This window comes from Telluribacter sp. (assembly GCF_035998675.1).
Classification (GTDB): Bacteria; Bacteroidota; Bacteroidia; order Cytophagales; family Spirosomataceae; genus Telluribacter.
Map to the genome: position 1 here is coordinate 196,927 of NZ_DASYHI010000013.1, position 24,835 is coordinate 221,761.

Here is a 24,835-nt window from a genome sequence, read left to right on the forward strand (position 1 = left end):
TACCAGATTTGTGATTAGCGGAAAGCCTCAGACCGTAGTAACCGTTCCAGCTTTCGGTTCAGTTCCATCAGTTCAAAGGCTCCTTCGCCCCAGAACAAATCACGTACTTTGCTAACGTACAAAGGATTATCCGAATTTGCCAGCTGATTTACTTCTTTTCGCTGCTGGCTCAGCCAGTCTATCATGTCGTGCCGGATAACATCCCTTTGGTCGTCATCGGCCGGAGCCGCGCGTCCCTCGGGGCTTTGTGCCACCTGCTCCATTGCCCGCAGCGCCTCCCGAAGGTACCTCGTCAGGCCAGGCTCGTGGAGATGGTAGGTGGGGTGCCGCTTGCAGAATAGCCCCAGGTTAACCAGCACCGACAGCTGGTAGTATACCGAAAGTACCACCTGCTGAATGCTGTTCAGAAAATCCAGCTGCGTGGGGATTTCGGCCTTGGTAAGCCGGTAGGTATTCATCAGGTTGTCCATTTGTACATAGGCTTCCTTGCGGCTGAGTTTATAGGCTGTAGCGTCAAAGCCCTCCGTTTGGAGCTGAGCCAGAATGATAGCCAAAAAGTCGTGGTTGGCCCGCAGCGCCGTACCTACCGCCTGCGGTAGCTTCTGTTTTTCCCAGTAGGGCAGCACGTACCGGATGGACAGCCAGCACAGCGCCGCCGCCAGCAACGTATCCAGTAGCCGGTACCAGGCCGCCTCCAGGAAATCGCGGTGCAGGTAGCGGTAAAAAAACAGGATAAACAGCGTAAAAAACAGGGAAGAAACCGCGTACTGCCTCTTGATAAAGGAAAATGCAATGAACATGGAGGCCAGAAAAATAGCCATACTAACCAGCAACCCGGGCTGCAGTACATAAAACAGCCCCAGCCCCACGGCGGCCCCGGTTACCGTACCTACTACCCGCTGGGAGAGCCGCTGCCGGGACAGGCTAAAGCCGGGTTTCAGGATAAGAAGTACCGTCAGCAGCGCCCAACTGGGGTTACTCAGCCGGAACAGCGTAGCCAGGTAGTAGGCCGCTACTGCCGTAAGGGCGGTGCGCAGTGCGAAGCGAAAAAAGCCCGACTGCCAGTTGATATGGTTCCGGAGAAAATCCAGACCCAGATTTTCGCGGATGGCAAACTGGCGCAGTTGAGGACCCGCTATGTCCAAAGGGGTACTTCGCCGGGCCAGTATATCCTGCATCCGGGTTAGGATAGAGAGCTGATGCTCGCTGTATACCTGCACCCTCCGCAAGGTTCGGTACGTACCCGACGAATCGGGCTGCGCGGCGGTCTGTAGCTTCATGGCATCCAGGTAGCCGGTAAGTTGAGCCAGTACCTGCGTGGCTTCATCCACTTCGGTTGGGTTAGCCTCGTTGGCCGAACGTGCCAGCCGCTGGTCCGCCAGCCCCTGGTCCGCCAGCCCCTGGTCCGCCAGCCGCCGCAGGCGATTGACCGTGTACTGGTTCAGGGAGCGAAGCAGGGGAAGTGTGTCGCTACCGGGTAGCTGGTTCGCCAGCCGCTGTTCGGCCACGGCGTGTATAGACCAGGAAGCCGCCGTCGCCAGCTCAAAAATATCCACCAGGTGGGCAAAAAAGTAGGTCGCCCTCCCCAGGTAGGTATCCGGATTGGTCAGGTTCATTGGCTCCCGCAGCAAGACTTCCCTGATTTGCTGATGGGTTTCAACTACCTCGCCCTGTTTTTGGGAAAGCGAAAGAAGTACTTCCTGCAGGTCGGCGTGAGGTTCAAAAAGCCGGGCCTGCTCGGCAAAGTACCCGGCCGTCAGGCGCAGGCACTCCTGGAGGCGCCGCCGGAGCTGCCGGGGCCGCTGCAGGAGGTGCATCAGTATCGCGTACAGTATGTACCAACCCGCTCCGGCCAGTATATAGCCTGCGTTGCCCAGGGCTTCATCCAGACTGTTTATGGTTTCGGCCATGCTCAGGCCCATCATGATTGACAGGCTGATAAGCAGGGCCACAATGCTGAAACTGGCGCTGACCGGGGCCAGCAGACTCAGGGCGAAAACAGAAAAGAACAGGAGGGGCGCGTTGAGGAAAGGGTACGGCTCTACCTGCGAAAAAAGAAGAAAGAAAAGGACCGAAAAGACTCCCGATACGGCCATAAAAGCGACTTTCTTGGGCAGGGCAATGGCAATATCCAGCCCGTGCACAAACAGGGAACCCAGCAGGAGAAAAATACCGATTTCCGGATAGCCCATCAGGTTAGCGATTACTAACGGAATGGAAGCTCCGACCGTAAACCGGAAAGCCGATTCGGTATCTTCGGACGTCAGGTACTGCTGTAAAGTCATAGGGTGTACGGCGCGGCTTTCCTTCTAAATAAAAAAACCTTTCTTGCTTGTTGCTTTATCCTAAGTACCTCTACACCCGATTTAAGTTTGGACAAACAGTACATTTTTGCTCCCTCCATAGCAAAAAGAGCGGAAGACCCTGGTAACCTTCCGGTCTTTTCCGTAATGGCTATAAAATTTATTACCTTACACAAGTACAATCAGCCGACAAATTTCTGACCCGAATGGAAAGTATTCTCATTAGTTTTGGCCCCGCTCCTGATTTCAGAAAAGAGCCGAATTTTGAATTTTATTTACCATGACGAACAAAGGAAGAAAGTACCTGCTGGGCGCGGCTGTATTAGGAGTACTGGTCTGGATTATCAGCCAGGCGGTAAGTCAGCCGGGCGTACAGGATTTATCGGGTAATTTTGAGGAAGTAGCCCTGTACCGAAACGAGAACAATACCGGGCCTATTATCCGGATTTATGCCGTTACGCTCACCGACACGCTTTGGTCCCAGATGGAACAGTACGGCAACTTTATGCCCCACACCAAATACGGCTACACCAAAGTTTATTTTTTCCTGAAAGGGAGCCCAGTCCCCCAACAAGTAAGTCCGGGAGGAGAAAACTTTGACCCGGCGCTGCAAAAATACTGCCTGGCTCTCTACGAAAAAGATGCCAATGGTACGGTTTCATTTCGGAAGTATCCGTTTTTATAACTACTCCCGCTGAATTGGGTTACTATATCGGAACGAGCCGGAAAAGCTATGGAAAAGTACCTCCGGGCGGTACCCAAATTGGTGATTTTCTGGTTTTGTTTATAATTTTTACATTAGGAAATACCAGATGATAGGCTTTTATTTACTGATTGTGAAGTACCCTTGACCCCTTGGTGATGAAAAAACTTGTACTATTTTTTACTTTACTCTCCTTTAGTCTGCTGGCGCAGGTACCTCCCAAACCGTACGGCGCTTTGCCTTCCGAACGCCAACTCCAGTGGCACGATACGGAGGTGTACGGACTGATTCACTTTACGCCTACTACGTTCGAAAATAAGGAATGGGGCTACGGCGACGCCGACCCGAAGCTGTTTGACCCCAAAGAGTTTGACGCCGAGCAAATTGTGCTGGCGGCCAGGGCAGGCGGACTGCGGGGACTGGTACTGGTAGCCAAGCACCACGACGGCTTTGCCCTCTGGCCCACCAAAACCACCGACTACAATATTTCTAAAAGTCCGTTCCGGAATGGCAAGGGCGACATGGTAAAGGAGTTTGAGCAGGCGGCCCGCAAGCACGGACTAAAATTTGGCGTGTACTGCTCGCCCTGGGACCGCAACAGTGCCGCCTACGGCAGCCCCGAATATGTAAATATATATCGTGACCAGCTCAAAGAGCTCTATTCTAACTACGGCCCCCTATTTATGTCGTGGCACGACGGTGCCAACGGCGGGGATGGCTACTACGGTGGTGCCCGTGAAAAACGCTCCATCGACAACACGACCTACTACGGCTGGGACTCGACCTGGACCAACCTGACCCGCAAGCTACAGCCTACGGCCAATATTTTCAGTGATGTGGGCTGGGATGTGCGCTGGGTAGGGAACGAAAAAGGTATCGCCGCCGAAACCCACTGGGCTACTTTCACGCCCCAGCCTCCCAAGGGGGTGAGCGTAGCGGTACCCGGCCAGGCCAACTACCCCGAAAGCCCCGAAGGCCACCGCGACGGTAAGTTCTGGATGCCCGCCGAGTGTGACGTGCCGCTGCGCAAAGGCTGGTTTTACCACCCCGACGAAAAGCCCCGCAGCCCGGATGAACTCTTTGACCTGTACCTGAAAAGCGTCGGACGCGGTGCCGCCCTGGACCTGGGGCTGGCCCCCGATACCCACGGCAAGCTGCACGAGGATGACGTGGCTGCGCTGAAAGCCTTTGGAGACCGGCTGCAGAAAACCTTTGCTACGAATCTGGCCAAAAGCGCCTTTATCCGCGCCTCCAACGTACGCGGTTTTAATTCCCGCTACGGTACCAAAAACCTGGTGGATGATAATAAAACTACCTACTGGGCCACCGACGACGACTACAAAACCCCCGACCTGATAATAGATATGTACCAACCCCGGACATTTGACATTATTACCTTAGGCGAAAATGTCCGGCTCGGGCAACGAATCGAGGCTTTCGCGGTGGATGTGCTGGAAGGGGAAAACTGGCGGGAAATCTACAAAGGAACCAGCGTGGGGGCCAAACGGGTTGTCAAGCTCTCCACGCCTGCTACCGCCCAGAAAGTGCGGGTGCGTATTACCAAGTCCCCCGTAGGCATGGCCATGAACGAACTGGGACTTTACAAGCAGGCGGAATAGTCGCAATTACCTTTCTCTTATTATTTCACAATAATTATATACTTCAATCAGGTATGTTTCATAAAGTACAAATCTTAAAACCCCTGGTGGTACTGGCGGTAGTCGCCACCACTTTTTCGTGCAGTACCCCTGATCCGGCCCGCCTTTCGGAACAGAGCCTGATTCCCATGCCCGTGTCGGTCACCGCTACCGACAGCGTATTTGAATTGACCACTGATACCGACATCTACGTACAAGGAGGCTCCGAAGAAGTAAAAAAGATCGGTCAGTACCTGGCCGATAAGCTAAATCCGGCGACGGGGCTGGGATTAGAAATAAAGACGGCCAGTGGAGAACCCGCAGCGGGTAACATCTATCTGGCTACAACGGGCAACGAGGCCGAACTGGGTGAAGAGGGGTACGTGTTATCGGTAACCAGAGAAGGCGTAAGGCTCACTGCTAACAAGCCCGCGGGACTCTTCCGGGGTATCCAGACGCTCCGGCAAGCACTGCCCGCTGCCATTGAAATGAATGATAAACAGCGGGGCTCCTGGAAAATACCCACCGGTACTATCCGCGACTACCCTACCTATGAGTACCGCGGTGCCATGCTGGACGTAGCCCGCCATTTTTTTAGTGTGGAGGATGTAAAGCGATACATTGATCTAATATCGGCTTATAAAATGAATGCGTTGCACCTGCACCTGGCCGATGACCAGGGCTGGCGCATCGAAATAAAGTCGTGGCCTAAGCTGACTACCCACGGTAGCACTACGCAGGTAGGCGGAGGCAAAGGGGGGTTTTACACCCAGGAACAATACAAGGAGCTGGTCAGGTACGCGCAGGACCGCTACGTGACGATAATACCCGAGATAGATATGCCCGGCCACACCAACGCGGCCCTGGCCTCCTACCCCGAACTTAACTGTGACAACAAAGCCCGGGAGTTGTACACGGGCATCGAAGTAGGCTTCAGCACCCTATGTACCAGTAGTGAAATTACCTACAAGTTTATTGACGACGTGGTTCGCGAACTAGCGGCCATGACGCCCGGTCCTTTTATTCATGCCGGGGGTGACGAATCGCACGTCACGCCCATGAAGGATTATATCCCCTTTATTAACCGGGTACAGGATATTATACAGTCGCACGGCAAGCGGATGATCGGCTGGGATGAGGTAACCAACGCCAGCCTGAAGCCCAGCTCGGTAGCGCAGTTCTGGGCCAAAGCCGAGTACGCCAAATCGGCCGCCGACCAGGGCGCGAAGGTACTTATGTCGCCGGCTACACGCGCTTACCTCGACATGCAATATGACTCCACTACCAAACTCGGGCTGCACTGGGCCGCCTACATTGAGGTGGACAGCGCCTATATCTGGGACCCCGCTACCATGGTACCCGGCGTTTCCCGCCAAAATATCCTGGGTGTAGAGGCCCCCCTATGGACCGAAACCATTACCAACATGGAAGAACTCGAGTATATGGCTTTTCCACGACTACCGGGCATCGCCGAAATCGGCTGGTCACCGGCGGCGTCGCGCCAATGGAGTGAGTACCGCACCCGCCTGGGCAACCACGGCCCGCGCCTGAAAGCGATGGACATTAACTACTATCCCTCAAAACGGGTGGAGTGGAGCGAATAGCAGGAATTTGTGAATTCTGAATATAATCGACTTGTATCAAAAGCCCCGGCTGCACCTGCTCCCGGGGCTCTGATTTTTTATTGAAGAAGGATAAAGCGCTGCTTCGGAAACAATTCATAACTCAGCATCAGTAGTGTACGAAGGATTTTCAAAGGTGCCGTGGCGGCGGTAGCTGGGGCTATTTATTGATCGGTGAGTAAGCTTGTAAAGATATATATTCAAAACGTTTTCTACTGGTGTCACCTCTCCGGGGTTTGTTTATTCTAACTACCCTTTTGTTACATAACAGGGCAGTCCAGATCAAACATATGCTATAACATTCATGAAGAGCTATTTATCGGAGATAGGATCCATAAGAGGTACTGAAAAATAGTTGTTTAAACTAAAATAGAGAGGAAACAACTTTACTTTATGCTGGATGAAGGGAAACCTATACAGTAAGCTCATTTGTTTTTTACCTGCTACTGGCCTACATTTCGTACATGTATATGCCAAGTCGAGAAAACGCCCTTGTAGAAGATACTAAAATAACCGGTTATCTGCTCAATTTGGAGCATCCGGACGGCAGAAGCAAAGCTAGTTTATTTTTGAAAGCGGGATTTAGGCTAGATAACATTGCTGAGTTTAGAGCGTTTTTAATAAACCATGCCCAGGTGCATCAGGTAGCGAAAACGGAGCAAACGAAGTTTGGCACCAAATATATTATAGAGGGGCAAGTAGAAGGGTTAGATTCTTTCCGCTTTAACCTGCGGACAGTATGGATAATGACTACTAGTTCGAAGCAACCAAAATTGATAACCGCTTATCCTTTACCGTTATGATAAAAGAGTTCGAAAGAGTTATTCTGACTGAGGACATACCCGGTACCGAGTTAAGAAAGGGGGATGTTGGCATAGTGGTTGAAATATATAATGAGGGGGAAGGCTATGAAGTAGAGTTCTTTGCTTTGAATGGCGATACCGTAGCTGTGGAGACGTTAGAGAGCAGGCAAGTACGCTCGGCAACAAATAGGGAAATTCTTCATGTTAGGGAGTTAAACGCGGCTTAATTTCAATTGTCACGTCCTAAAAAAACGACCCTTTTTATAAAGTAAGGGTGGCAACTACCAACTAGACAAATATAATTACTTGAACCTACGTATACGGTGATTCCATTGATCGACAATGTATACATAACCAGCTTGATCAATAGCTATACTGGTCGGACGATTCAGACTGGCAAGGGTGGCAGGTCCGTAGTCACCACTTGAACCGGCTTTGCCATTACCGGCCACCGTATTGATAATACCATCACCGGCATTCACTCTTCGGATTCGATTATTACCTATCTCAGTTATATAAATATTGCCTTTGTCATCAACAGCTACACCCGTAGGCCCATTAAGGCTGGCATCGGTGGCCGCCCCTTGATCGCCGCTAAATCCACCTGCGCCATTACCAGCCACCGTACTTATAGACCCTTCTGTGGAAACCTTACGGATTCGGTGGTTGCCGCGGTCACTAATATAGATATTACCCGAACCGTCTACTGCTACGTCAGTGGGGTTTTTAAGCTGTGCCCGAGTAGCGCTGCTGCCGTCACCACTGAACCCTTCTGATCCGGTTCCTGCTACCGTACTTATGATACCATCCGGTGTAACCTTCCGAACGCAGTGACTCCAATATTCAGCTATATAAAGATTTCCTCTTGCATCAAATGCCAAGCCGGAAGGATGATGTATACTGGCACTGGTAGCAGGTCCACCGTCACCGCTGTAACCATACAAACCGTTACCTGCCACCGTACTGATTATACCGCTCGTGGCGTTTACCTTACGAATACGGTTCGTATTACTATCAGAAATGTAAATATTGCCAGCCGCATCCACGGTTACCTCCGTTGGATACCTCAGGCTGGCACTGGTAGCTGGCTCACCGTCGCCAGTAAATCCGTCCTTTCCATTTCCAGCTACAGTACTAACAACACCCTTGGGAGTAATCATACGAACACGTTGATTACCCTGGTCTACCAGGTATACATTTCCTTTTTTATCTACTGTTATACCAGTCGGATTAGAAAAACAGGCGCTTACTGCCGTTCCACCGTCCCCACAGAAGCCAGGATTGCCACTGCCAGCTACAGTTCTTATAGTACCATCAGTTATACTTACTTTTCGGATACGTAAGTTGCCCTTATCCGTAATCAATAGGCTTCCAGCTGCATCAATGGCTACTCCCGAAGGTAACGATATGCTAGCATTGGAAGCAACTCCGCCATCCCCACCAAATCGATCGTTACCATTTCCAGTAATTGTACTGATGTTACCATCTTTGCCATCTACCTTGCGAACCCGAAAGCTCCAATGATCGGCAATAAAGATGTTACCCTTTGCATCCACGGCCACTGCGATAGGAGAATTCAGCCTTGCATTGGTGGCCGGCATAGCATCACCATTATAGCCTAATGTTCCATTACCAGCTATTGTAGAGATTACTCCATTGGTAGCCACTTTGCGTATGCGATGGTTTCCACTATCAGCAATGTAGATATTCCCCGATGCGTCCACGGCTACCCCGGCAGGCATGTTTAGATGAGCACTCGTAGCGGCCTTACCATCCCCATTGTGTCCCGCTGTCCCAGTACCGGCCATGGTACTTATCTTATTCTCACGGACGCTTACCTTCCGGATTCGATGGTTATCCTTATCTGCGATATAAAGATTACCCGCTTTATCCACCACTACGCAGAAAGGGTTGTTCAGGCTGGCCCGGTTGGCTACTCCACCGTCACCACTAAATCCTGGTGTTCCATTACCCGCTATGGTAGAGATTACTCCGTTGGTAGCCACTTTACGTACTCGATGATTACCACCATCAGCAATGTAGATATTCCCGGCCGCATCTACTGTGACGCCAGTAGGAGAATTCAAGCTGGCGTTAGTGGCTACTCCCCCATCGCCACTAAATCCCGCCGTTCCATTGCCCGCTATGGTACTTATATTCCCGTTAGGAGTAACTTTCCTGATGCGATTATTGCCAGTGTCAGCGACATATATATTTCCGGCCGCATCTACCGCTAAGCCGTTTGGATTATTAAACCTACCTTGAGTAGCCGGGGCCCCATCGCCTGTACGTTCTCCTGCAAAAGTGATAATGGGGTTTTCAACTTCTACTGTTCTATCAGGAGTTACTGGTTTTTGCCGACAAGCGACCACTAAAAAAATAGTAATCGCTAAAATGATAGTTACTGATTGTTTCATAAAGAAGGGTAATGAGAATACTAAGGTAAAGAAAAGCCATAGGTACTACTTTCTCAAACAATATAGGTCGGCAGTGAATATTATGCGTTCGGAATAAAGCCTATTATCCCAGATACATAAAGCCATCCTGCACAATAGCCTTCCAGTAACGGCTGAGACGCCTATGGCTGCTTCCCTGGAAGCGGATGTTTGGCCTCCTCTGTGCAGGTAAGATAGTAGCTATTTCTACATAAAAGAGTAAGTTGCAAGCAAAAGTGTAGAATAAAACCTATTTATTTATCTAACGGTCCATTTCTATAAGTAAGGCTTCTTTCCGTCCGGCTATTAGGAGCTAAACAGATGTAAGAGGTACCGTTGGATAACATTTTGGAAGAATAGCTTGCCTTACAATAGCAATAAATTAACTTACCTGAACATCCATTCCAAACGTAGACTCAACAGTTGACATCTCTAAAAGAAGCTCTTCAATGAAAAGACGACAAATATTAAAATTACTTAAAGCTTTGCCTGCGGGCATTTTGATTGCCTGTCAGAATAACTTCCCTTCCACCCCCACCGTAGCGACAGGAAAGATAGTAGATGAAAATGAAATGCCCTTAGAAGGGGTGAGTATTCACCTCTACGGATTCAAAGTGAAGGGCTTCTCGCCAATTCCTACTTTTGAAGAAAGAACGAAAACAGATAAAGATGGCACCTATCGTCTTTCCTATGTTGTACCAAGGGGTACCCATGAAGTACGAGTTTTCCCCGAAGTAAATCTTCTTATCAAACAGGGAATAAATGGGAGGTATGAAAAAGTTACGGCACCAACAAGGGTACCTAGTGAGGATTATGGTAAAAAATTGATATATAACTTTCAAATAATAAAAAACTGAAATATATATATTCATACTACTACACTGTCTCATCCTGATTTTAGTTGACACTTTGATACGTCCTAGAAAATGTTGACCCTAAAAGGACCCTTTTTCTACTGGTTTGATGCGGCAGCGACCGTCCGCCCCATTGGAGCCGGCATCCACCAAAATTTCGATAATGTTTTAAAGAAAAACACTCCTTCGTACAATTCATAACTTAGCCTTCACGAATTCAGAATTCTAGATCACCTCTATCCGTACCCCGTCGTCGTTGAGGTAGGCGGTGCAGGTAAGTACCCAGCCTTGCTCCAGATCGCGCTCGGTAAGTACGTCGTTAATACTCATGTACAGGGTGCCACTCCGGCACAAGACCGCGCAGGCCGAGCAGCGCCCGCCTTTACAGCTGTAGGGCAGCGGAATACCCGCGTTGAGAGCTGCCTGCAGCACGGTAGTATAGGCGGGTACGTTCAGCTCCTGCTCCTGCTCCCCAAACCGGATTCGTACCCGGTGCGGCTGCGACTGCCGCGGCGGTACGGGCGGCGCATCTATGGTAAAGTTCTCCTTCCGGATCTGTTCCTTACCGAATCCCATAAACAGCAGCGTAATCTCCGCCGTCCGCATCAGCTCAAAGGGTCCGCACAGAAAAAAGCTCGCCCGCTCCGGAGCGAATCGCAACGAGGTACCTACCCATTTTTCTATCCGGAAATTATTCAGCCGCCCCCGTTGGCCGGTCCAATCGTCGGTAGGCTGGCTCAGGACGTGTAGCACCCGCAGGCGTCCGGGAAAGTGGCGCTGCCACTGGTCAAGCTGTTCGTAAAAAATGGTCTCGCTTTCGCGGCGGCTGGCGTAGAGCAGCGTCACCTGGCTTTCAGGCTCGGTACTCAGGGTTTGTTTCAGGAGGGCAAACAGGGGAGTAATACCACTTCCGGCAGCAATCAGGACTATATCGCGCGGTTGTCCAGAGGCCTCCAGAGTAAAACGCCCGGCGGGTGGCAGGGCTTTCAGCAGGTCGCCTTCCTTAACCGTATCCAGCCAGTAGCGCGAGATGCTGCCGTTGGTCATACGCTTTACGGTAACCGCCGGTAGCGGATCTACCCCCGGAGCCGTATGCATCGAGTACGAGCGGCGCACCGGCTGCCCCCGGTAGTCCAGCAAAAACGTCAGGAACTGTCCGGCCTGGTACTGAACAGGTTGACCGTCGGTTGCTTCAAGTACGTACGTTTTAGCGTCGAAGGTTTCAGAAACAACCTGGGTTACCCGTAGTGTCAGCGTATTTTCCTGCATTACAAATCTTTTCAGCCTTTACCGTTTATTTTCCTAACAATTTAGCACCAGAATTGATTTAAGAAGTACCATCCGCCGCAATGGATTTTCCTGACGGGCAGTACCTGTTAGGTACCTGCTTGGAGTGAATTCATCCGGCCGTGGCACTTGGTTCTCCGGGTAATTTACAGGTAAAATTATAGCCTTTAAAACTTTGTTTATAATATTGTAAAAGCTCAAACTACCGGAACCGATGATCGGATTGGCAGTAGCTAGTGGGAAAGAAAGCTTAAACGCAGGAACAGGTGAGTGAACGCTACGTGAAATATTCGGATGAAGACCTACTTGAACTCATGCGCCGGCATGACGACGAGCTGGCCTTTGATGAGTTGTACCACCGGTATGTTCACCAGCTTATGCAAACGGCGGTACGCAAAACCGGTGACTCGGCCGTAGCCGAAGACCTGGTGCAGGAGCTGTTTGTCAAATTCTGGATAAACCGGCACAAATGTACCATTCAGAAGTCGCTACCAGCCTACCTGCACGGCATGCTGCGGAACTACGTAGTTACCTACTACTACCAGGAACAGGCCAAACACCCCCGGTCGCTGGACGAAGCCAAATGGATCACCGATGAAAACACGAGCGAGCAGATTCAGTACAATATCCTGAATGACTTCTACGAGCAGTCGCTACAGAAACTACCCGAAAAATGCCGACAGGTATTTGTCCTGAGCCGAAAAGGCTACAGCCTGAAGGAAATAGCGCAGCTTCATAATATTTCCGACAAAACCGCGGAAGCCCACATCAGCAAAGCCCTCCGTATCCTCCGCGTTGAGATGAAAGACTACATTGCTACTATACTCATTATCAGCACCTTCTTCTCCCTCGTTTAATTTTTTTAAAAATTTTTCTTTCCGGACTAAGGGATTTTCTTTAAAACTACTGACTGTATAGTAAAGCGGTACTAAACTGAGGTATTTTTAAACAAAACAATGGAAAGGAATCCTTTACCTGCTGATTTGCTCAAAAGGTACCTCGCCGATGAGTGCAGCGAGCAGGAGCGCCGGAAGGTGGATGAATGGTACCGCAGTCTTGACCAACAAACGGAGGTTACGCCCTATTCGTTTAGCGCGGATGCGCTTCAGCAACGGATTCGTTCGCGAATCCGCGAAGAAGAAGATAACCGGGCTCCCGCCCTTATACGGCCCCTCCGCCGCTGGTGGGCGGTGGCCAGTGGAGCCGCGGCGGCAGTGCTGGTAGCGCTGGGGTTTTTGTACCTGCTGAGCCAGAAAGTCTCCCGCTCCGGCTCAGTACCTACCCTCGTTGAGCAAAACGAGGCTTGGGTAGACTACCGGAATGACCAGAAAAAGGTGGTGCGGTACTCCCTGCCCGACCGCAGCGTGGTATGGCTCCATCCGGGAGCGCGTGTGTCGCACCCGCCTGCGTTTGCCGCCGCCCGCCGCGAGGTGCGTTTTGTGGGAGAAGGATTTTTTGACGTAGTCCGCGATACCCTCCACCCGTTTGTTATTTACAGCGGCCAGCTCCAGACGCAGGTACTGGGTACGAGCTTTAACGTAAAAGCCTACGAAAACGACCCTACCTACCACGTATCGGTGGTGACGGGAAGTGTAGCGGTAAGGTCAACGGCCCCGGCTGCGCACCAAACCGAACCCCTGGTACTGAAGCCCAACCAGCAGGCTACTTTTACGAGCCATACCAGCAGGCTGACCCTCAGTACCATTGCCGAAAAAGAGTTTAAAAAAGAGGCCTGGCAGCCCGTATCGCTGACTTTTGACGATACGCCCCTGACGGAAGTAGTGGCCCGCCTGCAGAAAACCTTTAAAGTAAAGATAGAACTGACCAATGTACAGCTAAGCCGGTGCCGGTTAAAAGTAGACTTTAATAACCAGCGGTTACCTGAAATACTGGAAATGATTAATACGTTATTGGGTACTACCTACGAAATGGAAGGAGAAACTATTTTTCTGTCCGGTGAAGGCTGTGCCAGCTAATGCAGAATTCAACTAAATCAACCCTGTTTGAATGACTAAATAACCGAAGTACCAAGTACCTGTTTATTGGCCGACGGTAGCTATTCAATCATCAGGAGTGCTGGAACCACCCCTGATGATTGAATAGCTAACCGAAAGCTTCCCGTACCAGCGCCGACCAGCGTAATAGGGGATTACTATTTCTAACTTTAACCATTCTATACTAAAAGTATGAAGAAACATTTGCATTCCAAACACGGAATCCTGTTCACACTTATGCGAGTAACTTTTTTCCAACTGCTGTGTATAGGTTTTCTGTCGGCTATGTCGTACGCACACACATCGCCGGCCCAGGAACTTCTGAACCGCGACGTAACGCTTAAGGTGTCCAACGTGACACTCAGCGAAGCGCTCGACCGGATTGAAAGCAGCGCTCAGGTGCGTTTTGCGTACAGCCGTGACCTGATTCGGCTCTCGCAACCAGTAGCTGTAACGGCCCAGCGGGAACCCCTCTCGTCCGTTCTTGACAAGCTGCTGATTCCGCTGAAAATAGACTACCGGGTTGTTAACAATCAGATCTTGCTGTCGAAGTCTAAAAAACTGTCCATAGCTACTCCCGCCCTGCTTGACAACCGACTGCCGGAGCGGGTAATGCCACTGGAAGTGGCCATCAGAGGTACCGTAACCGGGGCGGATAACACCGAGCCGCTGCCCGGTGTAAGCGTAGTGGTGAAAGGAACCAGCCAGGGTACTACTACCGATGCCTCGGGTAACTACCAGCTAACGGTACCCGGCCCCAGCTCGGTGCTGGTATTCAGCTTTGTGGGGTACTTGTCTCAGGAAGTTACCGTGGGCAACCGCCAGCAGGTCAATGTACGGCTTGAGGCGGATGTGAAAGCCCTGAATGAGGTAGTGGTCGTAGGCTACGGTACCGTAAAGAAAAGTGACCTGACCGGTTCGGTGTCGTCGGTAGGTTCGGAAGAACTAACGGCTTATCCGGCCCTGGGTACGGTGCAGGCCCTGCAGGGCCGCGCGGCCGGGGTGCAGATTCAGGCCAACAACGGTGAGCCCGGTGCTAACTTCAAAGTACGTATACGCGGAGGTACCTCCATCAACGCCAGCAGTGACCCTATTTATGTAGTAGACGGCTTTGTGGGTGGGGCCATTCCGCCTCCGGAAGACATTGAGTCGCTGGAAGTACTGAAAGATGCGTCGGCTACGGCTATTTACGGTTCACGGGGGGCCAACGGGGTCATTATGATTACCACCAAACGAGGTAAGTCAGGCAAGCCCCGCATTGACTTTAACACTTCTTTTTCCGCTCAGAACGAAATAAACCGGCTGGATTTGCTGAACGCGGAACAGTTTGGTGCCTATATCAAGGAAGCCCGTCCTAACTACGTGTCGGCGGGTGCTAACACCGACTGGCAGGACGAGATTTTCCGGACCGGGGGTATCCAGAACCACCAGCTGTCTATCTCAGGCGGTAGCGATGCCGTCAACTACTACCTGTCCGGAGCGCTGTATGACCAGACGGGTATCATCCTGAACTCCGGGTTCAAGCGGTTTTCAATTACGAGCAATGTGGAAGTAAAAGCCAGCAACCGGCTCCGGATTGGCCTTAACCTTTTTGCGCAGCGTAACGAGAAAGAGCAGGCCTTTACACAGGAAGGCTCCGGTGGTCTGACTCCGGGCGTTGTGGCCTCAGCTTTTAAATTTGAGCCCGACCAGCCCATTCGTGATCCGCAAACCGGGCGTTTTACCGTAGCGCGTTTGAATGACCCCCACGATAACCCCTACGCGGTAGCTACTGAACTGAAAAACGAACAGCTCAGCGACCGCATCCAGGGTAACCTGTTTGCGGAATACGATATTCTCGAAGGGCTGAAGTTCCGCACTACCCTGGGCGCTACGACCAACAGCGGCCGCTTCGGGTACTTTGCGCCTACTTCCCTGAATGAAGGGCGTATTGTGGGTGGCCGGGCTTCGGTCAACGGGTCAAAGAGCACGCAGCTCCTGAACGAAAACTACCTGACTTACAGTCGCACCATTGGCGACATTCATGACTTCTCGGTGATGGGAGGCTACTCCTACCAGACTTCATCCAGCGAAAACTGGGGTGGTACCGGACAGTCGTTCATAACCGATGCCGTGTCGTACTGGAACCTGGGGGGCTCCTCGGTCTGGCAAAGCCCCACCTCGGGCCTGACCGAGTGGCAGCTTGGCTCCTACTACGGCCGGATCAACTACTCGTTGCTCGACCGCTACCTGTTCACAGCCAATATCCGCCGCGACGGTTCGTCTAACTTTAGCCGGAACCACAAGTGGGCTACCTTCCCGTCGGGTGCCTTTGCCTGGAAAATGTCCAACGAGCCTTTTATGCAAAACTTCGAAGCCATCAGCCAGTGGAAGTGGCGCGTCAGCTACGGCCTGACCGGTAACCAGGCCATTGAGCCTTACCAGACCCTGGCCCGGTTTTCCAACGTATTCACCATTATTGACGGCGTACCCGTTAACGCCGTACGGCCTACCACCGTGGCCAACGACGACCTTACCTGGGAAACTACCGCACAATTTGACGTAGGGGCCGATATCAGCTTGTTCAACAACCGGATTAACCTGGTACTGGACTACTACCGCATGGTTACGCGCGACCTGCTCTTCAGCGTACAGCTCCCGCAGTACTCGGGCTACGCCACGCAGCTTCAGAATATTGGCTCGGTAGAAAATAAGGGTTTTGAATTGACGGTCAACACCAGAAATACAACGGGTGCCCTTAAGTGGAATACCGATATCAACTTTTCGCTGAACCGCAACAAAGTACTCCGGCTACCCGGTGGTACCGAGCTACAGTACTCGGCTGCTCCCGGCCACCTGGTGGGACTGGGCAATACCCACATCCTGCGGGAGGGGTACCCCGTAGGTAGCTTCTTTGGCTGGACCTATGAAGGCGTATATCAGCAAGGTGATGGGTTTCTGCCGGGCGGCGGTTTTGAACAGGCCGCCGGAGGTGAGAAGTTCAGGGATACTAACGGGGACGGAACGCTCAATAGCAATGACCGTACTATCATTGGCAACCCCAATCCAGATTTTATCTGGGGTCTGAATAATGAATTCAGCTGGAAAGGCTTTGACCTGAACCTGTTTTTCCAGGGTTCGCAGGGCAACGACATCCTGAGCTACACGCTCATGGAGCTGAACCTGCTGTCGGGTATTAACAACGCTACCACCGCCGCTCTGAACCGTTGGACACCCACCAATACCAACACCGACGTACCCCGGGCATTTGCCGGTCGTACCCGCCGGGTATCGACCCGCTGGATCTACGATGGTAGCTACGTACGTCTGAAAAACCTGGCGGTGGGGTACAACCTGCCGGCTTCGGTAACCCGGAAGCTGGGAATGACCAAGCTCCGTGTTTATGCCAGCGCTCAGAATATCCTGACGCTGACCCAATACGAAGGCTACGATCCGGAGGTAAACTATGCCTCTGAAGGTGCTACCAACAGCAACCGGAACCTGGGTCTGGACTACGGCAGCTACCCCAACGCCAAGTCGTATACCATTGGTCTGAACATTGGTTTTTAATAATCACAACTAAAAGCATTTAAACGATGAAACGTTTCTTAAATAAATTTACCCTTCTGACGCTGACCGGACTGCTGCTGCTGGGCTGCGCCGACCTGGAAGAAAGACCCGTTGGAATCCTGGCCCCGGAGTCGCTGTTCAGGACATCCCAGGATGTCCGGACCGCCATTTTTGGTGCCTACGGCTGGATGGCCACCGAGCGCCTGTACGGCCGACAGTTTGTGACCGCCCTGCTCCTGCGGGGCGATATGGCCGACATCGGCGACCGGGGTACACCGGCCGAACGCCAGCAGGTCAACGACTTCAACATGGATGACAATAACAACATGGTGAACGTGTTCTGGCCTTACTGGTATCAGGTAATCAGCGCCGCCAATGCGGCCATTGCCGGGGCTGAGTCCCTGAATCTACCCGAGAATGAGATCAATCCACTCATAGCCGAGGCACGCTTTATCCGGGCGTTCAGCTATTATCACCTGGTACAGGTGTTTGGCGATGTACCCTACCTCGACCGCTTTATTTCTGACCCTAATCTGGTCAAAGATATCGCCAAGACTCCCGCGGCCACTATCTATCAGAATATCATTGCTGACCTGGAATATGGCAAGCAGTGGCTTCCTGATAAGCAGCCCTCTGACGTACGAAGCCGGGCTACCAAGGGTACCGCAGCCTCCTACCTGGCGTCAGTACACCTCACGCTGGCTGACTACCAGAAGGCCTATAACGAAGCTAAATTTGTCATTGACAACAAGGACCGCTTTGGTTACGGCCTGGTGGATGACTTCCAGACCCTTTTCAGAGCGCCTCAGCCCGCTAATCTCCGGGAGCATGTATTTGCCATTGACTTCCTGGGTTTACAAAGCGGCTCCGGTGGTGCCAACGACGATATTATGCCACCCATGACCGGTGTACGCGGCGGAGATGCTCCCCGGAGCGGCTGGAGCGTAGCGGTACCATCCATGGCCGTGTACAATACCTGGGACTCGCGCGATTATCGTAAGGAAGTAAGCATGGAGGACTCACTTTTGATTGGAGGCAAACTTCAGCCCTATACCGTATTCCCGAATACAAAACGGCCTCACATTGCCAAGTACTCGCGCTACGCTGGTAACTCCAACGCCGAAGGGCGCTACTCGGATCACAACTACGCCGCCATGCGTTACGCCGAAGTACTTCTTATCGCGGCCGAAGCCCTGGGCGAAGTAAGTGGTGCCAATGCCGAAGCCGTTGGATACGTGAATCAGGTACGGGCCCGGGCCCGCAACTGGGCGGGTCGGCAGACCAACTTCCCCGAAGCCGTAGCCCCCGGTATGAGCAAGGAAGCTTTTATCAACCTGGTACTGGAAGAACGACGCCTCGAGCTGGCCTTTGAGTACAAGCGCTGGTACGACATCAAGCGCCGGAAGCTGGGTGAGCAGGTCTTTAAAGGACCTAACTCCCTGGAGCCGCACCCTAACTTCGACCCCAACCGTGACTACCTGATGCCCCTTCCCCGCGTAGAGCTTCAGGTCAATCCGAACCTGGGCCCGCAAAATCCCGGCTATTAATCTTAATTTTTAGTAGTCATTCAGTGAATGGTCCTGACTCTATCGTCATAGATAGCAGGACCATTTTCTTTTACTCCGGATTTGATTTTTTGTGAATCAGGTATAGATCCGGTACTCTGAACTTTACCTTACCAAGTGCTTAAACGCTTTTCAAGCTATGCAAGATAACCTCAGTCGTCGCGATTTTATCCAGAAAGCCGCGGTAGCGACCGGCGCGGTAACGACCGGCGCGGTAACGACCGGCACCCTTCCTTTTTTGACAATGGATCCGGTAGCCGCCCAACCGCAGGCTGCGCTACCTCCCGTATTGATTTTTTCCAAGCACTTACAGTTTCTGGATTATAAAGAAATGGCGGAGAAAGCCGCTGAAATTGGTTTTGACGGCGTGGACCTGACCGTAAGGCCCGGCGGACACGTACTACCCGAACGCGTCAAAACCGACTTACCAAAAGCAGTAGAGGCAATAAAAAAAGCCGGTATCCAGCCCCTGATGATGACCACCGCCGTGGAGGACGCCAAGGGCACGGACGAAGTACTGTTAAAAACCGCCGCTGAGCAAGGCATTAAGTACTACCGGATGAACTGGTACAAGTACAAAGAAAAAGAAGCCTTGCCCGACACCCTCCGGCAGTACAAGCAGCAGGTCACGGCCCTGAGCCAGCTCAACAAGCAACTGGGCCTCATCGGTAGCTACCAGAACCACGCCGGTAAACTGGTGGGGGCTTCGACCTGGGAAATATGGCAGCTGCTGCAAGGTGCCAACCCCGACCACATGGGCGTACAGTACGACATCCGGCACGCTACCGTAGAAGGCGGCCTGTCGTGGGAAAACGGGCTACGGCTCCTGCACCCGCATATTAAGATATTAGCAATAAAAGATTTTGTATGGGCCAATCAGAACGGAAAGTGGGCCGTGAAAAATGTACCGCTGGGAGAAGGTATGGTAGATTTTAAAACTTACTTCGGCCTCCTGAAGCAGTACAACGTACAGGTACCCATCTCGATGCACTATGAGTACGGCCTGGGCGGTGCCGAACACGGCTCACGTACGCCTACGGTAGACAGGCAGGTAATTTATGACGCCATGAAACGGGATCTGAATAAACTAAAAGAACTGTGGACGCAGGTATAACAAGTACCATATAGTTTTATCCTCTTCTATGCTAACTATGAAATCGCTATTACTTGGATGTGCCTTACTCTTGTCAGGCTTTACGGTCATTGCCCAAAACCAACCTACCCGAAACAACCAGAAGGTAGACGGCTACAAAGGGATCTGGTTTACGCTGGGGCAGTTCTCCGAATACGGCGATAAGTACTCGGGCGGACTGGGTACCTACACGGCCAAGCATATTCCGCTGGCTATTTATGCCCCGACCGTGAACAAAACCTTCTTTGTGTACGGAGGTACCACCGGCCCCGACGACAAGTACCTGCTCTGCATGATTGGCAGCTACGACCATGCCTCGGGTACAGTAGCCCGCCCTACGGTAGTGTACGATAAAAAAGGAGTCGAAGACCCGCACGACAACCCCAGCCTAAGTATGGATAGCGACGGGTACCTGTGGGTATTTGTGAGTGGCCGCAACACCAGCCGCCCGGGCTTCAAGTACCGCAGTCAAAAGCCGTACAGCACCGAAGGCTTTGACCAGATTACCGAGGAGACGATGACCTATCCCCAGCCGAAGTACATCCCGGGCAAGGGCTTCCTTAACCTGTTTACCAAATACACGGGCGTGCGGGAGTTGTACTTTGAAACCAGCCCCGACGGGGTTACCTGGACCGAAGACCGGAAACTGGCGGGCATGAAGCGACCTGAGGACAAAAACAGCGGTCACTACCAAATCAGCGGTCAGCACGGCGAAAAGATAGTTTTCTTCTTTAACTGGCACCCCAACGGTGACGTAGACCAGCGCACCAATATCTACTACCTCCAGACCACCGACTTCGGCCAGACCTGGACCACCGTCGACGGGAAGGAAGTCACTATTCCGGTCACGGATGTGGCTTCGCCGGTCCTGGTGAAAGAGTTTTTCAGTCAGGGACAGAATGTGTACATCAAAGATGTCAATTTTGACGAAAAAGGCAACCCGATTGCCCTGTACCTGTCGGGTCCTGGTCATCAGCCCGGGCCTAAGAATGGCCTGCGGCAGTGGGCGGTCATTTACTGGAACGGCTCCGCCTGGGAAAACTACCCCATTGCCACCTCCGACCATAACTACGACACCGGTAGCCTGTTTGTGAAGGATAACGAGTGGATGGTGGTAGCCCCCACCGAAAACACGCCTCAGCCCTGGGGTGGTGGTGGCGAAGTAGTACTTTGGAAAAGTACCAACAAAGGCAAAACCTGGACGCGCACCAAACAGCTCACAAAAAACAGCCCCCGCAACCACAACTACATCCGGAAGGTAGTGAACGGCCGCGACCCTTTCTACTACTTTTGGGCCGACGGCGATCCGGGTAAGTTCAGCCCGTCGCAGCTGTACTTTGGTGATAGTCAGGGTCAGGTATGGGAATTGCCGTATACCATGACGCAGGAAGCAGAGAAGCCGGTGCGGAGGAAGTGAGGTTGGGAGAGTTTCTGTGGAAAGTACAGCACAAAAAGTGCTAGTATATATTTTAAAAGTACAAATAAATACAAAAAGTACTGCAAAACTTGCGTATATCTGAGAGTTGGCAGTAATTGTTACGAGACACGATGACAAAACAAGATTTTCAGAAATTATGGAATTTAAATTACCCAGAGACTGTACCGATTGCGTATCTGTTCAAACACGAATATTCTGACAGGTGGTTTAGAATTCATAGTTTGCCTGAATCAAAGCGATATGCAGAAGATGAAAACGAATGGCAAATTCTTCTTTCAAGACAAAACGAAATTATTACAGACTTGTTTGGACATGAAACACCAATTCTAATTGTGACAGGTGAATATAATTGGGGCGACAACAGTCAAACTCATATAACACAGGAAGAAGAAATATTTAAACCTTTTTCATTTTTACGGCTTGACAACATTGAGTTGAATAAAATTGACGCTGAACAATATGACGAGCCTGACATTTACAGACCAGCATTTGCACTGACTATTTGGAAACCAAACTATCACGACAAACTTTTGAGAGAAATTGCAAAAGACAATGCAAGAGCATTCTTCATATCGTTTGACAAAAATGTAATTGTTGCACCTTATGACGGGGGCATTGACTTTATGCTGAAAGATTGTTTGACAAAAGAGAGTTATAAAAATAAATATAGACATTGGTTATCAGAACGAGAAGATGGATTTTAAGAGTGAAACAGAAACAACTACTGCCAACACTACATTGGCGTTATGGCGGCTGAAGGAAATAATTCCCCCGCTAACCCCGATTTGTAATCGGGGTTGCATCCATTTTGCGTTTTTTAACGCGAGCCATGCATGAGGGTATTCGCGCGGTCGGCCGCAGCCGTTGCAAACGCGGGGAGACAGCATCCCGATTACAAATCGGGACGAGCGCGATAAAATACGCTAAAAACACTCATTTTAGAAAATAGAATGCTACTAAAAGCATATACATCCACTTGGATTAAAGATTTTTCGGATATAAAACGTGAAATAGAAATCGTCTTTGACGGCATTGAATATAGTATTGAACACGTTGGAAGTACTTCGGTACCCAATTTGGATTCAAAACCGATAATTGACGTTGATATTGTTTATTCCAATCAAATAGACTTCGAAAAAATAAAAACGGGGCTTGAAAGAATAGGGTATGATCATAATGGAAACCAGGGAATCCAGAACCGGGAGGTGTTTAAAAGAAATGGAAAATGGACTAATGAAGTTTTGGACACAATAAAGCATCATCTTTATGTTTGTCCAGTTGGCAGTAAAGCATTGGAAAGACACATTTTATCTCGAAATTTTTTGAGAAGAAATGATTGGGCCAGGATAGAATATCAGCAAATGAAATATGAATTAGCTGAGAAAGCTAATCAGGACAGAAAAGAATATGCTGCTTTGAAAGAACTGTTTGCCAATGATTTTATCGACTTAATGATAGAAGAAGAAAAACAAACGCATAACAACTAAGCTTCGTTGCCCCGTAATACAAAACAAACCCCTGGCCCCCTTCCCCCCCAAACCCAAGCCAAACACAAAACAAGTAAAAAACACGCCGCCCCGGCTTAGTAGGGATAGTTGCGCTGGTATTCAGCAGTAGCTCCGTGAAATTAACTCTTTGTCAGATGAGTGGACGCTACGTGACGTATTCGGATGAAGATCTGCTTGACCTCATGCAACAGCATGATGACGAGCTGGCTTTTGGCGAATTGTACAACCGGTACTTCCGGCTGCTATTCAACTACGCCTACGAAAAAGTAAGTGACCAGTTTGTGGCGCAGGAAATTGTGCAGGAGTTGTTTGTCAGCCTGTGGCAGCAGCGCCACCACGCTTCTATCCAGGCCTGTCGTCCCTATGTATTCTCCGTTGCCAAAAACCTTATTATCAGCCACTACCGGAAGGAGTTTACGCGTCAGCGCCATTACCAGCAGTGGGGTACCCTTCTCCCTTTTACCTCCGACCAGTGCGACCAGAAAGCGCTGACCGACGACCTGCAGCAGCACTACGAAAAGGGGCTGAATTTGCTGCCCGGCAAGTGTCGGGAGGTATTTGTACTGAGTCGGCAGGGACTTCCCAATCGTGAAATCGCCCGTGAGCTGGGTATTTCCGAAAAAACCGTAGAGCAGCACATTACCAAAGCCTTACGCATTCTGAGGGTACACCTTAGGGAGCATCTGCCTTACTGTCTTATTGCATTTCAACTATTTCTGTAAATTTTTCTATTTCAACTAAGGGTACCGGACTTTTCGTGCGACTTAAGGAGTAACTAACCTTACGTACGGAAAAATTGGCATGAACAAGCCCCCCATTTCCTCTGATTTATTACAGAAGTACCTTAATAACGAATGCACCGATCAGGAAAAAGAGGCGGTTGAAGAATGGTATGCCTCCCTGAAAGGAATTCCTGACTACCTGGAAACCCTTCCGGTACAGGAAAGAAACCATATCAAAACAGAAACACTTCGGCGAATAAGGGAGCAACTTGCCCCTGTCCAGCCGGTACCTGCTCTACCGGCCACGCATCGGGTCCGGTCCCTGGGCTGGTGGCTGGGAGCCGCCGCTTCGGTTGTTGTGGTGGCTGGCTTATGGTTTGCGTATACAGGCCAGAGAGCGTCGGACGTAGTAACGGCCGAAGTACAGCAGCCGCCAAAAGAATCATTGCCTTCAACCGGAATAGTCAGGTTTGTCAATGAAGAACCCCGAATGGTCATGCACCAGCTACCAGACGGCAGTACGGTATGGATGCACGCTGAGGCCTCCATTACCTATCCCCGGTCTTTTGCCGAAGAACGCCGCCTGGTGACATTTGAAGGGGAAGGTTTCTTTGATGTAAAATCCGACAAAAAACGGCCTTTCACTATTCAGAGTGGTGATATGCGGGTAGAGGTACTTGGCACGCGCTTCAACGTAAAAGCCCCTCCCAAGCAGCTGATCTACGAAGTTTCGGTGGTATCGGGTAGTGTGGCTGTCAGTACTCCGGCCAATGATGCCGCCTCCCAAAAGGTAGTGCTGGCGCCCAAGCAACAGGCGCTTTTTGAAACCAGGACCAGACGCCTGACCTCCAATACCATACCCGCTGAACCTAAAAAAGAAATCTACGAACCCGTAACCGTCACCTTTGAAAGTACCCCGCTAAAACAGGCCATTGAGCAACTGAGCCAACGCTACGATGTACGGGTACATCTGGTCAATCCTGACATGAACACCTGTAGGCTAACGGCCGACTTTGAACAACAGCCCCTTCCGGCTATCCTTGAAATGCTGTGCGCCACGTTAGATGCCACCTATACCATGTCCGGCAAAACCATAATGATAGAAGGAGAACCTTGTGAATGACCACCTTTAACCCCTGCCTAAGCCATGATTACCTATTGCGAAATACCACCCTAGAAACAAAAAAACCGGGAGTGTGCCACCACCCCCGATTATCCTTGTTTATCAGTACTTGTACACAATTTCACGTGCCACCGTGAGGGTGCAGGTACTCATTGTCCAA

The 24,835-nt window shown here is 50.9% G+C and carries 19 protein-coding genes; 16 read left to right on the forward strand and 3 right to left on the reverse strand.

Features of this window, described 5'->3' with window-relative positions; all coding sequences use genetic code 11:
* Positions 1-14: 14 nt before the first annotated feature.
* Entirely contained in the window at positions 15-2,285 is a 2,271-nt protein-coding gene (locus VGN67_RS05745; protein ID WP_327485822.1) for an FUSC family protein, read from the reverse strand.
* Positions 2,286-2,583: 298 nt separating this feature from the next.
* Here VGN67_RS05745 and VGN67_RS05750 point away from each other — a divergent pair, with 298 nt between their 5' ends.
* The 5 genes from VGN67_RS05750 (at position 2,584) to VGN67_RS05770 (ending at position 7,295) form a co-directional block, all read left to right on the forward strand.
* Entirely contained in the window at positions 2,584-2,988 is a 405-nt protein-coding gene (locus VGN67_RS05750; RefSeq protein ID WP_327485823.1) for a hypothetical protein, read from the forward strand.
* A gap of 176 nt (positions 2,989-3,164) precedes the next feature.
* Positions 3,165-4,625 carry an alpha-L-fucosidase gene (locus tag VGN67_RS05755; protein ID WP_327485824.1) on the forward strand — a complete coding sequence of 487 codons (1,461 nt, stop codon included), beginning with the start codon at positions 3,165-3,167 and terminating at the stop codon, positions 4,623-4,625.
* Between the two features lie 53 nt (positions 4,626-4,678).
* On the forward strand, positions 4,679-6,247 hold the full coding sequence (locus VGN67_RS05760; protein WP_327485825.1) for a beta-N-acetylhexosaminidase: 1,569 nt from the start codon (positions 4,679-4,681) through the stop codon (positions 6,245-6,247).
* 488 nt (positions 6,248-6,735) lie between these two features.
* Complete coding sequence (locus VGN67_RS05765) at positions 6,736-7,068, forward strand: DUF6883 domain-containing protein (protein ID WP_327485826.1); 333 nt, start codon at positions 6,736-6,738, stop codon at positions 7,066-7,068.
* On the forward strand, positions 7,065-7,295 hold the full coding sequence (locus VGN67_RS05770) for a DUF4926 domain-containing protein (protein WP_327485827.1): 231 nt from the start codon (positions 7,065-7,067) through the stop codon (positions 7,293-7,295). Before VGN67_RS05765 ends, VGN67_RS05770 begins: the two co-directional genes overlap by 4 nt.
* Positions 7,296-7,370: 75 nt before the next feature.
* On the opposite strand, the gene VGN67_RS05775 is transcribed toward VGN67_RS05770, so the two are convergent.
* Positions 7,371-9,485, reverse strand: coding sequence for an NHL repeat-containing protein (locus VGN67_RS05775; RefSeq protein WP_327485828.1), 2,115 nt, complete (start codon positions 9,483-9,485; stop codon positions 7,371-7,373).
* A gap of 467 nt (positions 9,486-9,952) precedes the next feature.
* On the opposite strand from VGN67_RS05775, the gene VGN67_RS05780 reads away from it, so the two are divergent.
* Complete coding sequence (locus VGN67_RS05780; RefSeq protein WP_327485829.1) at positions 9,953-10,360, forward strand: carboxypeptidase-like regulatory domain-containing protein; 408 nt, start codon at positions 9,953-9,955, stop codon at positions 10,358-10,360.
* A 222-nt stretch (positions 10,361-10,582) separates the two neighbouring features.
* Here the strand turns inward: VGN67_RS05780 and VGN67_RS05785 are convergent, their stop codons facing one another.
* On the reverse strand, positions 10,583-11,626 hold the full coding sequence (locus VGN67_RS05785) for a ferredoxin--NADP reductase (RefSeq protein ID WP_327485830.1): 1,044 nt from the start codon (positions 11,624-11,626) through the stop codon (positions 10,583-10,585).
* 284 nt (positions 11,627-11,910) lie between these two features.
* Here VGN67_RS05785 and VGN67_RS05790 point away from each other — a divergent pair, with 284 nt between their 5' ends.
* The 10 genes from VGN67_RS05790 to VGN67_RS05835 all read left to right on the forward strand — a co-directional run bounded on the left by VGN67_RS05790 (position 11,911) and on the right by VGN67_RS05835 (position 24,675).
* Positions 11,911-12,501 (forward strand): RNA polymerase sigma factor, encoded by a 591-nt coding sequence (locus VGN67_RS05790; protein WP_327485831.1) that lies wholly within the window; start codon positions 11,911-11,913, stop codon positions 12,499-12,501.
* Positions 12,502-12,600: 99 nt separating this feature from the next.
* Positions 12,601-13,620 (forward strand): FecR family protein, encoded by a 1,020-nt coding sequence (locus tag VGN67_RS05795; protein WP_327485832.1) that lies wholly within the window; start codon positions 12,601-12,603, stop codon positions 13,618-13,620.
* 255 nt (positions 13,621-13,875) lie between these two features.
* Entirely contained in the window at positions 13,876-17,187 is a 3,312-nt protein-coding gene (locus tag VGN67_RS05800; RefSeq protein WP_327485833.1) for a TonB-dependent receptor, read from the forward strand.
* Between the two features lie 26 nt (positions 17,188-17,213).
* Complete coding sequence (locus VGN67_RS05805; protein WP_327485834.1) at positions 17,214-18,734, forward strand: RagB/SusD family nutrient uptake outer membrane protein; 1,521 nt, start codon at positions 17,214-17,216, stop codon at positions 18,732-18,734.
* A gap of 157 nt (positions 18,735-18,891) precedes the next feature.
* Positions 18,892-19,866, forward strand: a complete 975-nt coding sequence (locus tag VGN67_RS05810) for a sugar phosphate isomerase/epimerase family protein (protein WP_327485835.1) — start codon at positions 18,892-18,894, stop codon at positions 19,864-19,866.
* A 37-nt stretch (positions 19,867-19,903) separates the two neighbouring features.
* Complete coding sequence (locus VGN67_RS05815; protein WP_327485836.1) at positions 19,904-21,301, forward strand: BNR-4 repeat-containing protein; 1,398 nt, start codon at positions 19,904-19,906, stop codon at positions 21,299-21,301.
* A gap of 131 nt (positions 21,302-21,432) precedes the next feature.
* Entirely contained in the window at positions 21,433-22,026 is a 594-nt protein-coding gene (locus tag VGN67_RS05820) for a DUF3885 domain-containing protein (protein ID WP_327485837.1), read from the forward strand.
* A gap of 246 nt (positions 22,027-22,272) precedes the next feature.
* Positions 22,273-22,809, forward strand: a complete 537-nt coding sequence (locus VGN67_RS05825; RefSeq protein ID WP_327485838.1) for a GrpB family protein — start codon at positions 22,273-22,275, stop codon at positions 22,807-22,809.
* Between the two features lie 155 nt (positions 22,810-22,964).
* Positions 22,965-23,552 carry an RNA polymerase sigma-70 factor gene (locus tag VGN67_RS05830; protein ID WP_327485839.1) on the forward strand — a complete coding sequence of 196 codons (588 nt, stop codon included), beginning with the start codon at positions 22,965-22,967 and terminating at the stop codon, positions 23,550-23,552.
* 79 nt (positions 23,553-23,631) lie between these two features.
* On the forward strand, positions 23,632-24,675 hold the full coding sequence (locus VGN67_RS05835) for a FecR family protein (protein WP_327485840.1): 1,044 nt from the start codon (positions 23,632-23,634) through the stop codon (positions 24,673-24,675).
* Positions 24,676-24,835 lie beyond the last annotated feature (160 nt).